At 69.3% G+C, this 13,978-nt stretch carries 11 protein-coding genes; 3 read left to right on the top strand and 8 right to left on the bottom strand.

Annotated features, from left to right (window positions below; all coding sequences use genetic code 11):
• Positions 1 to 178: 178 nt before the first annotated feature.
• On the bottom strand, positions 179 to 724 hold the full coding sequence (locus AC1DU6_RS07960) for a DinB family protein (RefSeq protein WP_477856578.1): 546 nt from the start codon (positions 722 to 724) through the stop codon (positions 179 to 181).
• A 105-nt stretch (positions 725 to 829) separates the two neighbouring features.
• Between AC1DU6_RS07960 and AC1DU6_RS07955 the strand changes: the two genes are divergently transcribed.
• Complete coding sequence (locus AC1DU6_RS07955; protein ID WP_477856576.1) at positions 830 to 3,553, top strand: sensor domain-containing diguanylate cyclase; 2,724 nt, start codon at positions 830 to 832, stop codon at positions 3,551 to 3,553.
• A 94-nt stretch (positions 3,554 to 3,647) separates the two neighbouring features.
• Positions 3,648 to 4,775 carry an ABC transporter substrate-binding protein gene (locus AC1DU6_RS07950; protein WP_056202770.1) on the top strand — a complete coding sequence of 376 codons (1,128 nt, stop codon included), beginning with the start codon at positions 3,648 to 3,650 and terminating at the stop codon, positions 4,773 to 4,775.
• 153 nt (positions 4,776 to 4,928) lie between these two features.
• Here AC1DU6_RS07950 and AC1DU6_RS07945 read toward each other — a convergent pair whose 3' ends face one another.
• Positions 4,929 to 5,372: an Lrp/AsnC family transcriptional regulator gene (locus tag AC1DU6_RS07945; protein ID WP_457320090.1), complete on the bottom strand. Its 444-nt coding sequence runs from the start codon at positions 5,370 to 5,372 to the stop codon at positions 4,929 to 4,931.
• An 84-nt stretch (positions 5,373 to 5,456) separates the two neighbouring features.
• On the opposite strand from AC1DU6_RS07945, the gene AC1DU6_RS07940 reads away from it, so the two are divergent.
• Positions 5,457 to 6,047, top strand: coding sequence for a LysE family translocator (locus tag AC1DU6_RS07940; protein ID WP_457320092.1), 591 nt, complete (start codon positions 5,457 to 5,459; stop codon positions 6,045 to 6,047).
• Positions 6,048 to 6,053: 6 nt separating this feature from the next.
• On the opposite strand, the gene AC1DU6_RS07935 is transcribed toward AC1DU6_RS07940, so the two are convergent.
• The 6 genes from AC1DU6_RS07935 to AC1DU6_RS07910 all read right to left on the bottom strand — a co-directional run.
• A complete protein-coding gene (locus AC1DU6_RS07935) occupies positions 6,054 to 6,983 on the bottom strand; it encodes a transglutaminase family protein (protein WP_056202763.1) in 930 nt (309 codons plus the stop codon).
• Positions 6,980 to 9,628, bottom strand: a complete 2,649-nt coding sequence (locus AC1DU6_RS07930; protein WP_457389915.1) for a circularly permuted type 2 ATP-grasp protein — start codon at positions 9,626 to 9,628, stop codon at positions 6,980 to 6,982. The genes AC1DU6_RS07935 and AC1DU6_RS07930 overlap by 4 nt, the downstream gene beginning before the upstream one ends.
• A gap of 121 nt (positions 9,629 to 9,749) precedes the next feature.
• The gene (locus AC1DU6_RS07925) at positions 9,750 to 10,634 is read right to left on the bottom strand and encodes an alpha/beta fold hydrolase (protein WP_477856573.1); all 885 of its coding nucleotides are present in this window, start codon (positions 10,632 to 10,634) and stop codon (positions 9,750 to 9,752) included.
• A gap of 10 nt (positions 10,635 to 10,644) precedes the next feature.
• Complete coding sequence (locus tag AC1DU6_RS07920) at positions 10,645 to 10,929, bottom strand: type II toxin-antitoxin system RelE/ParE family toxin (protein WP_457320096.1); 285 nt, start codon at positions 10,927 to 10,929, stop codon at positions 10,645 to 10,647.
• A complete protein-coding gene (locus tag AC1DU6_RS07915) occupies positions 10,926 to 11,210 on the bottom strand; it encodes a DUF6290 family protein (RefSeq protein ID WP_056202746.1) in 285 nt (94 codons plus the stop codon). The genes AC1DU6_RS07920 and AC1DU6_RS07915 overlap by 4 nt, the downstream gene beginning before the upstream one ends.
• Before the next feature lie 35 nt (positions 11,211 to 11,245).
• Positions 11,246 to 13,978: transglutaminase family protein (locus AC1DU6_RS07910; protein WP_477856570.1), on the bottom strand; the 2,733-nt coding region annotated here is incomplete at its 5' end.

Genomic DNA, 13,978 nt, shown 5'->3' with positions numbered 1-13,978 from the left:
GCATATGGCCCAGGCCGAGCAACTGCCAGAGCTTGCTGTCGGAGGGGCGGTTGCGCAGCGCGGCCTGGGCGCAGTCGACGGCCAGGGCATGCTCACCGAAGTTCAGGAGCCGGATCAGCTCGATGTTGGACGCGATCGATTTGTGCCTTACCGCCATACCCGCCATTTGCGTCTGCCGTCACACCGGCTCGGCCCAACCCAGCTCCGCCATGTCCGCCACACGATGCTTGTCATCGCCCAGCATGATGAAGTCATCCAGCTGCGGCGGCTTCACCGACGTGCCGGCCAGCATCGCATGCACCTGCCCGCGGTGGTGGGTCTGGTGCCCGAAGAGATGCGCCAGCACCCGCCCCACCGGCTCGCGCGGCCCGTTCTCGATACCGGCGCCGCGGTCGAAGGCGACGATGCGCTCCTCGTCGCCCGGCTGCAAGCCTGAGCAGAACGCCACCAGCTTCTCGTCGCTTTCGTCCTGCCGCGCCGCCAGCTCGGCCGCCGTCTGCGCCGGCACATAACTGGCCCAGATGTGGCGCATGGCTGCGTCACCCTGCAGGGCGGCAAGGTAGTAATGGTCCACATTGAGGATGTGATTGGCCGTCAGCGCCAGGCTGGGGAAGAAGCTGGTGCGCGGGGCGTGGAAATCGGCATCGGACAGCGCTGCCAGCGCACCCAGCAGGCGGCGGTTGGCGAGGCGGTTGGCGCGGGCCTGAATGAGGAAGATATTCATGGCTGGCATTGTGCTCGGGCGGCCCCGCCATGGGGCTGACGGCGCGGACCGGACATGCTTCAATCGCCACGCAGGCAGCATGCCGCGCCACAAAAGAGTCAAGGCTTGCGCATCGGAGACGGCTTTACCGGGTCAGAGAAGGTCAGCACGGCTGCATGGGTGGCGGCCGCGGCCGTGCTGTCCATCGGCCTRGCTTTGACAGCGGGCGCTGTCATCTGGCAGCAGCAGCGCGCCGGCGCCGAGGCGCGCGGCCTGCAGGAACGCCAGGTTGAGCGGCTGCAGGCCGATGTCGTGAAGCGGCTGACCATGCCGGTCTATGGCCTCAAGGGCGCCCGCGGCGCGCTGGCGGCGCTGGAGGGCAAGTTCAGCCGCGCGGCCTTTGACGCCTATGTCGAGTCGCGCGACTTGCCCCGCGAGTTCCCCGGCGTGCGTGGTTTCGGCTTCATCGAGAGGGTGGCGCGCCGCGACCTGCCCGCCTTCGTCGCGGCCCGCCAGCGCGAGGGGGGCACCGAATTCCGCGTGCATGGCTCGGGCCAGGACCCGACGCTCTACGTCGTCACGCAGATTTCGCCGTTCTCGCACAACTTCTCGGCCTGGGGCATCGACTCCGGCGCTAACCCGGTGCGCCGCCAGGCCATCGAACAGGCCATCGACAGCGGCGAGGCGACTCTTTCCGGCCCCRTGCGCCTGGTGCAGGACCCGCTGAAGGGCACCGGTTTCCTGCTGCTCGTGCCGGTCTATCTGCAGGGGCATGACCCCGGCACGCCGGCCGAACGCCGCGCCGCGCTGCTCGGCCTGCTGTATGCCCCGCTGGTGGCGGGCGACCTGCTGCGCGGCGTGGCAGAGCCGGCGTCATCGCTGCTGGACCTGAAGTTGTCCGTCCGGACCACCGACGCCGAGTTTCAGCCCCTGCTGGCGACGCGCGCGGGCCAGGCGCTGGCACCGGCCGAGGCGGCCGATTACGAGCTGAGTGACGCGCCGACGGCCGATTCGTTGCGCTTCACGGTCGCCGGCCGCGAGTTCATGCTCGATACGGCGCTGACCCGCGAGGCGTCCATGCGGCTGCTGGGCCTGTCGGGCCTGGGCCTGGAACTGGGCGGTGCGCTGCTGAGCCTGCTGCTGGCCGTGACGGTCTATCTGCTGGCCGCCGGCCGCACACGCGCCGAGGAGATGGCGCGCGGCATGACCGCCGACCTGGCGCGGCTGGCCATGGTGGCCAGCCACACGACCAACGCCGTCCTGATCACCGACACCGAACGCCGCATCAACTGGGTCAACGATGGTTTCACGCGGCTCAGCGGCTTCACCAGTGCGGAAGCCGTGGGCAAGCGGCCGAGCGACTTGCTGCACTCAGAGCTGACGAACGAGGACACGGTGCACGGCATGCGCGAGGCCATGAGCGTTGGCCTGGGCTGCAAGGTGGAGCTGATACGCCGCGCCAAGGACGGCCGCGACTACTGGGTGGACGTCGAGGTCCAGCCCCTGCACGACGCCGAGGGCGCGCTGACGGGCTTCATGGTCATCGAGTCCGACATCACGGCCCGCAAGCAGCTCCAGGCCCAGGCCGACGAGGCGCGCCAGAGCCTGCAGGATCTCTATGACAACGCGCCCTGTGCCTATTACGCGCTGGACGAGAACGGGCGCTTCCTGCAGATCAACGCCCTGGGCCTGAGCTGGCTGGGCTGCACGGCCGAAGAGCTGATCGGCCAGGCCAGCCCGGCGGACTTCTTCGATGCCGAGGGCCGCCTGCTGTTCAGCCAGGCCTTCCCCCGCTTTATGCGCGAAGGGCGCATCTCGGAGCTGGAGTTCAGCGTCAAGGGCCGCCAGGGCGAAGCCCGCCGCGTCAGCCTGTCGGCCACGGCCGTCTACGACGCCAACGGCAACTACCTGCGCAGCCGCTCCGTGATGTTCGACATCAGCGAGACCCATCGCATCCGCCAGCAGTTGCACCAGTTGACGCTGGACCAGGAGGCCATGCTGGAAAGCGATCTGGTCGGCATCGTCAAGCTGCGGGACCGCGTGACCGTCTGGCGCAATCAAGCGCTGGAGCGCATGTTCGGCTACGCCGAGGGCGAACTCCTCGGTGCGCCGGTGCGCCAGCTCTACGTCGACGACACCGCTTACGAGACCCTGGGTGCGCTGGCCTATCCACAGCTCAAGGCCGGCGGTCGCTTTCGCACCCAGCTGCAGATGCGGCGCAAGGACGGCTCGTTGATCTGGGTGGACCTGGCCGGCGTCGAGCTGCCCGCCGTATCCAGCGAACGGGGTGGCGAGTCGCTGTGGATGATGGTCGACATCACGCAGAGCAAGGCCCACGAGGCGCGCATGGAGCGCGCGGCCCTGCACGACGCATTGACCGGCCTGCCCAACCGCCTGCTGCTGGGCGATCGGCTCAAGCAGGCCATTGCCGCCGCCGAGCGCAGCGGCCATGTCTTTGCGCTGGCTTATCTCGACCTGAACGGCTTCAAGCAGATCAATGACAGCCATGGCCACGACGCCGGCGACGAAGTGCTCAAGGCCGTGGCCGCCCGCCTGCACACCGGCCTGCGCGCCAGCGACACGGTGGCCCGCCTGGGTGGCGACGAATTCGTCGTGCTGCTGACGCCGACCCTGGTGCCGGCCGACGCCGAACCGGTGCTGAACCGGCTGCTGGACGCTCTGTCCCAGCCGATCACGCTGGGCTCGGGCGAGCAGGTGGCCGTGGGCAGCAGCCTGGGCCTGGCCCACTTCCCGGTGGATGGCCAGACGGCGGATGCGCTGATGCGCTTCGCCGACGAGGCCATGTTCGCCAACAAGCGCGCCGGCCGCGCTCGCGCACGCACAAGTTAGCAAACGTTTCCGCCGGGGCGTATTCACGCCCGGCGGGCACTGTGCGCCGATCGGTTGTAACAGCTGCCCCCGGCTTGGGGCATGATTCGCGCCCATGCTGACCCGCCGCCAAGCCCATCTCGCCCTGGCCAGCCTTGCGCTGCCGGCCACATCTGCACGCGCCCAGGAACGCCGCGCCATCGTGCTCGGCCAGTCCGTGCCGCTGACCGGCCCCGCCGCCCAGCTCGGCCTGCAGATGCAGCTCGGCGCCAAGGCCTATTTCGATGCCGTCAACACCAGCGGCGGCGTGGGCGGCCTGCCCATCGTGCTGAAGACGCTGGACGACGGCTACGAGCCCGCGCGCTGCAAGGCCAACACCGAGAAGTTCATCCAGGAGGATGTCTTCGCCTTGTTCGGCTATGTGGGCACGCCCACATCGGTGGCGGCGCTGCCGCTGGCGACGGCCGCCAAGATTCCCTTCATCGCCCCCTTCACGGGCGCCGAGGCGTTGCGCGACCCGTTCAACAAGCTGGTTTTCCACATCCGCGCGTCCTACTACGACGAGACCGAGCTGATCGTCAAACAGCTGACCCAGCTCGACCTGAAGAAGATCGCCGTCTTCCACCAGAACGACGCCTATGGCCAGGCCGGTCTGAAGGGCGTGCTTCGCGCGCTGGAAAAACGTGGCCTGCAGCCGGTGGCCGTTGCGACGGTGGAGCGCAACAGTGTCGACGTGGCGGCGGCCATCAAGACCCTCGTGCCGGCACAGGCCGAGGCGATCGTGCAGATCAGCGCGTACAAGAGCTGCGCCGCCTTCATCCGCGAGGCCCGCAAGGCAGGCTATTTCGGCCAGTTCTACAACGTGTCCTTCGTCGGCACGCAGGCCCTGGCCGATGAGCTCGGCAAGGACGCCGCCGGCATCGTCGTCTCGCAGGTCATGCCGTCGCCCTTCGGCACCGCGGTCGGCCTCGTCAACGACTACCAGCAGGCCCTGCGCAAGCTCGACGCCAAGGCCGAGCCCAACTACACGAGCATGGAAGGCTATGTCGCGGCGCGCGTCATCGTCGATGCCCTGCGCCGTTTGGGCGGCCGGCCCACCCGCGAAGCACTGATCGCCGCGCTGGAAACCTTGTCCGGCTACGAGTCACGCGGCTATCACCTGAACTTCTCGCCCACCAAGCACACCGGCTCCAGCTTCGTGGAGCTGTCGATGCTCACGGGCGACGGAAAAGTAAAACGTTGACCCCTCTGCGGGCCGAGCGCCGGGCCGCTCCCTAGCCGGCCCGCGCTGGCGATGTGCTTGCGGCTCGATGCCGCAAGCATCGCCGTCCCCTCGGGGGACCGACCAGGCTTGGCCGCGTCCAGCGGGGCAAGACTGGGCGAGGGGCACCAAGATTCAACCGCGTTCGTCTTTCGGCGAGTCCATGACGATGTAGCTGGTGATCATGCTGACCTGCGGCAGGCCGCCCAGCACGTCGGCATGGAAGCGCTTGTAGGCCGGCAGGTCGGCCACCTCCACACGCAGCAGGTATTCGAAGGCACCGGTCACGTTGTGACACTCGCGCACGACCGGGCAGTCCTTCATCGCCTGCTCGAAGCTCAGCTGCTCGTCCAGCGTGTGGCGCGACAGGCCGATGGCGACATAGGCGACGAAGCCCAGTCCCAAAAGCGTCGGGTCCAGCACCGCCCGGTAGCCCTTGATGACGCCCAGCCGCTCCAGCTCTTGCACGCGGCGCAGGCAGGCCGAGGGGCTGAGCGCGATGCGCTGGGCCAGCTCGGCATTGGTCAGGCGCCCGTCCTTGACCAGTTCGCGCAAGATCTTCTCGTCGATGGCATCCATGGCCGCAGATGATTGCACAAGACCGGCAGGCGGCACTGCAAAACGCAAGCCCATTCGACGCCGACCTGCCTAGAGTTGCGCGCCATGGAAACCACCCTCAGCACCCTGGCCGCCCTCACCGGCTTCGCCTTCGTCATGTCCATCACGCCCGGACCCAACAACCTGATGCTGCTGGCCTCGGGCACCAATTTCGGCTGGCGCCGCAGCCTGCCGCATCTGCTGGGCATCAGCTTCGGCTTCGGCGTCATGCTGGTGCTCGTCGGCCTGGGGCTGGGCGAGGTCTTCACGCGCTACCCCGGCCTGCATGAGGTGCTGAAGTGGGCAAGCCTGGCCTATCTGCTCTACCTCGCGGTCAAGATCGCCAGCGCCGCGCCACCGACCGCTCAAGGCGGCGGCCAGGGCCGGCCCATGGGCTTTGGCGCCGCGGCGCTGTTCCAGGTCGTCAACCCCAAGGCCTGGGCCATGGCGCTGACGGCCGTGACGGCCTATGGCGAACTCGGCATCGCGGCGCTGACAGCCGTCTTCGTCCTCGTCAACCTGCCCTGCTGCGGCTCATGGGCCCTGCTGGGCGAGCAGATGCGCCGCTGGTTGCACCGGCCGCGCGCGCTGCAGGCCTTCAACTGGGGTGCCGCGGCGCTGATGGTGGTGTCGGTGCTGCCGCTGCTGCGGAGCTGACGCCGCTCAGTCGGCCATCGGCTCTACGCTGACGCTCACGCCCAGTGTCGCCACGCCGCCGCCGCGCAGCACGCCGCGCAGCGGCGCCACGTCGGCATAGTCGCGGCCCCAGGCCAGCGTGACGTGGTCCAGGCCCGCAGGCACGGCATTGGTCGGATCCAGGGCCAGCCAGCCCTGCTCGGGGCACCACAGTTCAACCCAGGCATGCGAGGCATCCGCGCCGACAAGTTTGGTCACGCCCTCGGGCGGGCGTGTCAGCAGATAGCCGCTCACATAGCGCGCCGCCAGGCCCAGTGAGCGGCAGGCGGCGATGAAGACGTGGGCGAAGTCCTGGCAGACGCCGCTGCGCAGGGCCAGCGCGTCGGCGGCGCGGGTCGCCACCGTCGTGCTCTGCGGCAGATAGCGCAGGTCGGTGTGGATCTGGTGCATCAGCGACAGGCCGCCGGCGGCCAGCGTGCGGCCGGGCGAAAAGGCGCGGCGCGCATAGGCGCGCAGCGTCTCGTCGGGTGCGGCGTAGTTGGAGGCGAGCGCGAACTCGTCGGCCTCCTGCAGCGCACGGCCAGCGCGGTAGCGCAGGCCGGCCGCAACGGCCTCCCAGGCCTGGCCGCGGCCGGGCTCGGGCACCGGGCGGTCGCTGAGCTCCACCTCGAAGCGGCTGTCGACGACGAGGCGTTCATGCACGCGCGCATGGCCAAAGCTCAGGTGCTGGTTGCCCCAGGGGTCGCGGCGCAGATGCCGGGCCAGCTCGCCCGTGTCCAGCTCCAGCCCCTCGACGCCCCAGCCGTCCGGCAACGGGTCGATGTTGAGCCGCCAGTCGCTGACCTTTTGCCAGGGCGTGTGGCGCGGCGCCAGGCAGGCGGCGTGATAGGCCCATTCCACCGAGTCGTCGTAGGTGTACTCGGTGACGTGATGGACGGCGAGCCGGATGCCTGTCATTGCCAGACTCGCTGTTCTGCGCCGAGCACATGCGCGAAATAACGCTGGCTGATCAGGCTGGACAACTCGCCCGCCTGGGCCGCCGCGCGCGTCAGATGCTCGACAAGGGCCGGCCCTGACGCCGCCAGTTCGGCCAGCGGCCAGGCCTCGGGCACGGGCAGCTCGGCAGCGATGTCGGCGGCCCAGCCGGGATCGTGGCGGGCCAGCTTGGCGAAGCGGTCGCGCAGCGTGCGCGCCACCCAGGCCAGCGACCGCGGGTTGTCGGTGTCGTGCACCAGCAGATGCAGCAATGGCGGTGCCTCGCGGCGCGCCTGGAACTGGGCACGGTAGGTGATGGTCGAGTCGAACACGCCCAGCAGCAGGCCGAAGCCGTCCTCGGTCAGCGCCAAGCCATGCTCGAAGGTCTCGGCCAGCACCTCGGCATGGAAGGACAGGCGCTCGATCTGGCGGCCGATGGACAGCAGCCGCCAGCCGTCATCGCGCGTCATGCGGTCGGTCTGGGCGCCGGTGATGGCGGCCAGGTGGGTGTCGGCGCGCGCCAGCACATTGAGCACATCGGTCACCGGCGTGCCCGGACCGGGGCGGTCCAGCACAGCGCGCAGATGCTGCTCGAACTGGGCGGCTGTTTCGTGGATGAGGCGCCAGGCCTCGGGCGACAGGCGCTCGCGCAGCGCCTGGGCGCAGGACTGCAGCGCACGCAGGTTCCAGCCAACGCTGGTCTCGCCGGACGCCGGCAGCAGGGCCGTCAGGATCGCACGCTCGAAACCACGCGGGTCGTCCTCGGCCGCGGGCGCCTTGGCGCCGACAAGGCCATGGCGGCGCGCCAGCGCGTCCAGCAGCGGCAGCATGGGCGGCGGCATCGCGCCGCGCTGCACCATGACGCTGGCCTCGATGACATGACGCGCCAGCCGGGCGCTGTTCTCGGCACGCTCGGTGTAGCGGCCCAGCCAGAACAGGTTTTCGGCGGCGCGGCTGGTCACCGTCCAGTGCACGTCGCGCAGGTCGGCGGCCTGCAGCGGCTGGGCCAGCAGCGTCGTCGGGTCGACCTCGCCGTCGGTCATGACCCAGGTGTCGGCGCTCAAGCTGCCGCGCTGGATGGACAGCCAGGCATCGGCCAGCGGGTCGCGCTTGGGCGCCACGCGCGCCAGGCCGCCGGGCAGCACCTTCCAGCCGCCCTGGCCGTCGGTCATTGCGAAGACGCGCAGCACGGCCACGCGCGGCTCCAGCGCGCCGCGCGTCCAGACCGGCTGCTTGGTGGGCTTGACGCGGGCCTGCAAGGTGTAGGCGGTGGGGTCGGCGTCGATACGCTCGGCCAGCTCCCAGAGCTGCTCGTCGGTCAGTTCCGCGGCGACGATGGGCGAGAAACTGCGCGTCGTGCTGCTGGCCGAGAAGGTCGGCACGACGACAAACTCCGCCAGCCGCGGGCGCAACCTGCGCCAGGCGCTGTCCTCGCCGCACCACCAGCTCTGGATGGCTGGCAGCGTCAGGTCCTCGCCCAGCAGGCTCTCGGCCACGCCGGGCCAGAAGGCTGACAGGCCCGGGCTCTCCAGCCAGCCGGCGCCCGGCGCATTGGCGATGACGACCTCACCGGCACGCGCTGCCTGCAGCAACCCCGGCACGCCAAGGATGGAGTCGGGGCGCAGCTCCAGCGGGTCCAGCCAGGTGTCATCAACGCGGCGCAGCAGCACATGCACGCGCTCCAGGCCGGCCAGGGTCTTGAGATAGACCTTGTCCGCGCGCACCGTCAGGTCGGCGCCTTCGACGAGGGTGATGCCGAGATAACGCGCCAGGAAGGCCTGCTCGAAATAGGTCTCGTTGCGCGGCCCCGGTGTCAGCAGCGCGACGCGGCTGCGCTCGCCAGCGGGTGACAGCTGGGTCAGGGTCTGGATGAAGTCGCGGTAGCTCGCCGCCAGGCGCTGCACGGCCATCTGCCGGAAGGCTTCGGGGAACTGCTGGGCAATGATGAGGCGGTTCTCGAGCACATAGCCCAGGCCCGACGCCGCCTGCGTGCGCTGGCCGACCACCCACCAATGGCCGTCGGCGCAACGCGTCAGGTCGAAGGCCAGCACATGCAGGTGAACGCCTGCGGCCGGCTTGGCTCCATGCATGCCGCGCAGGTATTGCGGGTGGGCCAGCACCAATGACGCGGGCAGCAGGCCTTCGCTCAACAGCTTGCGCTCGCCGTAGGTGTCCGCCATGACGGCGTTGAGCAGGCGCGAGCGCTGGGCGATGCCGGCCTCGATATGGCGCCATTCGTCCGGCTCGATGAGCATGGGCAGCAGTTCCAGCGGCCAGTGGCGGGCCAGCGGCGCACCCTCTCTCTCGTCCTGGCCGGGCAGCGGTGGGGCATCGCTGTGCACGTTGTAGCTGGCACCGTCCTCCAGCACGCGGCGCTGCACCCGCAGGGCCTTGGCGCTGAGCTCCTGCCAACCCGCCGCACCGCCGGCCGCGAAGAAACGACGCCAGCGCTCGGTGAGGCCGCCCTGGGGCTCGCCGGGCTGGTTGACCTGGCCGGTCAGCTCATAGAAGTGGCCGTCACGGCTGCGCAACGCGGCCGAAGCGGCAAGCGCCAGCGGGTCGGGCGCCAGCACCTCCTCGGGCTCGTCGGGAAGCAGGCTCCACTGGCTGGGGGTGAGCTCAGACATGGGCGAGGAGGATCGATGCGGTCATGCGGCGCGAAGAAGGCGGAAAGGGCATTGTCGAGCAATGTCCGCGCGGCGCCGGCCCGGGGCTGCGGGGGGTGCGCCGGCTGGCGCCGGTCACTGCTCAGGGCGCCGGCAAGCCCGGCTCGCTGGCAACCTGGCCACGCGGCGACAGAAAGGCGCGCAACACGCGTTCGGCCGCTTCCGGGTCATCGCGCCAGGCGCCATGGCCCACGTTGGCAAAGCGCTCGAACTGCACCCATTGCGCCGGTAGCGCGGCAACGATCTCTTCGGCGTYCTGCGGCGGCGTGACCGGGTCCTGCTCGCCGGCCATGACCAGCACCGGGCACTGCACATTCGCGAGGCCCGGGCGAAGGTCCATGTCGCGCAGCTCGGTGCGGGTGTGGGCGAACAGGATCTCCGGCTTGAACATCATCCAGCCGCCGGCGTTCGGGTTCTTGAGCTGCGTGTTGTAGAGGCGGCGGCAGACCTTTTCATACACGGCCCAGCTGGCCGGGCCGGGGTTCTCCCAGAACTCGCGCGTGGCGGCCGCGGCGTCCGGCCCGCCGAGCGCACCGAAGCGCTCGATCTTGCGCTCCAGCCCGAAGTGATGCGAGGTGCTGGACAGCACGACCTTGCCCGGGTGCTCCGGGTGGCGGGCCAGATAGCGCTGTGCGACAAAGCCGCCGAAGCTCTGGCCCAGCACGATGGGCTTGACGACGCCCAGTGCGTCGCACAGCCGCACGATGTCGTCGGCGAAGACGTCCAGCACCCACTCATCCGCCGGCCGCGGGTCGCTGCGGCCATGGCCGCGCTGGTCGAAGTAGACGACCTGGCAGAGATCGGTGAAGCGGCTGAAGAAGGGCCGGAAGGCGGTATGGTCGAAACCCGGGCCGCCATGGATGAGGATCAGCGTCGGCTTCTCGCGCAGTTCGGGGCCGACGGGCTCATGGCCCAGGCCCTCAATGTCGACGAAGAGGCGGACGCCGGGTTCGATTTCGATGCGCATGTTTCGGGTCTTAGCGCGATTCGCGCTGGTGGCGAATCGAGATTACAACGGCCACATCAGCGCGCGGCACGTATCGGTAGCGGACGACGTAACCTCGTGCAGCGCGGCCGACGACCAGTTCACGCGTGCCRGTGCCGGCACGGCGTCCGATTTCTGGCGCGTAAGTCAACACACGCAGCGCATCGAGCAACTCGTCTTTGCGCTCGACGGCGTTGTCAGCATCGTGCGCCATCAGAAAGTCCGTGATGCGATCCAGATCGTCAATTGCACCGCGCCCAAGCTCGACACGCGTCATTCGAGAATCTTGCGAGGCTTCGGCAGTACCGCCGGCTTACCGGCAACCTTGGCATCGAAGTACGCCTTGGCTTCGTCAAGGCTGACGGCTTCGCCAGTCTTCAGGAACTCAGTCCAACGCTCCTCGCAGATCCTGTCCATCTCCGCATCGAATTCCGCCTGCTCGACCGACTCGGCAATGGCATCGCGGATGAAGGCATGCGCCGTCTTGCCGGCCCGCGCGGCGGCTTCGCTCACGCGTTCCTTCAAGTCGTCTTCCAGGCGAATGGTCGTCGTCGACATGGGGGGCTCCAATGTTGTAGCGCAATTGTGCTACATCAGCCCACCTTGCGCAGATCCAACGTGAACGGGAACTCCAGGCTGCGCTTCGGCTCACCCACCTCGACCTGGCCCGGCGTGTGGCCCATGGCCACGAAGCGCGACAGGCGGCGGCTCTCGGCCTCATAGGCGTTGACCGGCAGCGTCTCGTAGCTGCGCCCGCCCGGGTGCGCGACCGAGTAGCGGCAGCCGCCCAAGGACCGGTTCTGCCAGGTGTCGACAAGGTCCAGCGTCAGCGGCGCGTGGATGGGGATGGTGGGGTGCAGGGCCGACTCCGGCAGCCAGGCGCGGTAGCGCACGCCGCAGACGAACTCGCCGACGCGGCCCGTGGGCTGCAGCGGCACGGGCACGCCGTTGACCGTCACACGGTGGCGCGGGTCGACGAGGCCGGTGACGAGCAGCTCCATCCGTTCCAGCGACGCGTCCACATAGCGCACATTGCCGCCGGCCGAGCCTTCCTCGCCCATCACATGCCAGGGTTCCAGCGCGCCGCGCAGCGTCACATGCACGCCGCGGGCCACGAACTCGCCGTACTTCGGGAAGCGGAACTCCAAGTGCGGCGCGAACCAATTGGCGTCGAAGGCATAGCCGGCCTCGCGCATGTCCTGCATGACGTCGGCAAAGTCCTCGCGCACGAAATGCGGCAACAGCCAGCGGTCGTGCAGCTCCGTGCCCCAGCGCACCAGCGGTGCGCGGTAGGGTTTGTTCCAGAAGCGGGTGACGAGCGCGCGCAGCAGCAGTTGCTGCACGATGCTCATGCGCGCATGCGGCGGCATCTCGAAAGCGCGCAGCTCCAGCAGGCCCAGGCGGCCGGTGGCGGAGTCAGGCGAGTAGAGCTTGTCGATGCAGAACTCGCTGCGATGCGTGTTGCCAGTCACGTCGACCAGTACATTGCGCAGCGTGCGGTCGATAAGCCAAGGAGCGACGTTGTCCCCGAGCTTGTGGATCTCGCCCAGCGCAATCTCCAGCTCGCGCAACTGGTCGTTGCGCGCCTCGTCCACGCGCGGCGATTGGCTGGTGGGGCCGATGAAAAGGCCGCTGAAGAGATAGCTCAGGCTGGGGTGGTTGTGCCAGTAGGCCAGCAGCGACGCGAGCAGCGCGGGGCGGCGCAGGAAGGGCGAGTCCGACGGCGTGGCGCCGCCGAGCACGAAGTGGTTGCCGCCGCCGGTGCCGGTGTGGCGGCCGTCGATCATGAACTTCTCGCTCGACAGCCGCGTGAGGCGCGCGGCTTCGTACAGGAACTCGGTGTGGTCGACCAACTCGCGCCAGTTGTGGGCCGGGTGGATGTTGACCTCGATGACGCCGGGGTCTGGCGTGACCTGCAGCAGCTTCAGGCGCGGGTCGCGCGGCGGCGGGTAACCCTCCAGCACGATCTTGTAGCCCGTGTCCTCGCAAGCCGCCTCCACCGCCGTCAACAGCTCCAGGTAATGCTCGAGCTTTTCGAGCGGCGGCATGAAGACGTAGAGCACGCCGCTGGCCTTGCCCTTGCGTTCGGCCGCGGGGCCGTTGGCGCGCCGCGGGTCGCGGGCTTCGACGCACAGCGCCGTGCGCGTGACGTCACGGGCGCTCTCGAAGCGGCCTGGTGCGGCCTGGGTCGAGGCGTCGCCTGCCCCTGCCCCACCAATGCCGGCGCCACCCGCAGCAGCACCGGCCTTGCCCCCCAGCCGCAGGCCCGGCACCGGCCCGGCCGACGTCACGCCCAGCGTCTGCGCCCGCAGTGCCGCCGCGGCCGGCAGCATGCCGCGCGGTGCGAAAGGATYCTGCTCGATCAGATAGGGGTAGTCGCCCTTGCTGACCCAGGGGAGCGAGTCCAGCGGCAGCCGCCAGCCCATCGGCGAGTCGCCGGGATGCAGGTAGAGGCGATCGTCGCGGAAGAACCAGGGCCCCGTCTGCCAGCGCGTGCCGGCCAGGGCCGGCGAGTCGCCGCTGTGGGCGATCGGCAGCACATAGCCGACGACCTCGGCCAGGCCTTGCTCGAAGATGCGACGCAGGCGCGCCCTTTCCATCTCGTCGTCCAGCCGTGAGTCGAAGGGGTCGACGTTGACCGGCAGGCGGCGCTCGCGCCACAGGTAGTAGAAGGTGTCCTCGTAAGCGGGCTCGACATGGCTGTCTGGCAGGGCCAGGCGGCGCGTCAGTGCGCTCATGAAGGCCTGGGCATGCGTGCTCGTGTAAGCGTGGCCCTCGCGTTCGTCAGCGAACCACTCCGGATTGCGCCAACAGGGTTGGCCGTCGGCACGCCAGTAGATGGACAGCGCCCAGCGCGGCAGCTGTTCGCCGGGATACCACTTGCCCTGGCCGAAATGCAGGAAGCCGCCCTGGCCATATTCGTCGCGCAGCCTGTGCGTGAGCTGCTGGGCGTGGATGCGCTTGGTGGGGCCCAGCGCCTCGGTGTTCCATTCGGGCGCGTCGCGGTCGTCGATGGACACGAAGGTGGGCTCGCCGCCCATCGTCAGGCGCACGTCGCCGGCGGCGAGTTCGCGGTCCACCTGCTCGCCGAGCAGCAGCACTTCGGCCCATTGCTCTTCGGTGTAGGGCTTGGTCACGCGCGGCGATTCGTAGATGCGCGTGACGCTCATCTCGTGCTCGAACTCGACCTCGGCCTTGTCGACGGCGCCGCTGATGGGCGCTGCGCTGCCAGGCGTGGGCGTGGCAGCCAGCGGGATGTGGCCTTCACCGGCCAGCAGGCCGGAGGTCGGGTCCAGGCCGATCCAGCCCGCGCCGGGCAGATAGAC

Source organism: Roseateles sp. P5_B10 (assembly GCF_056400485.1).
Note: the sequence above shows the minus strand (reverse complement) of the source record. Positions and strands in the feature narration are given on the sequence as shown.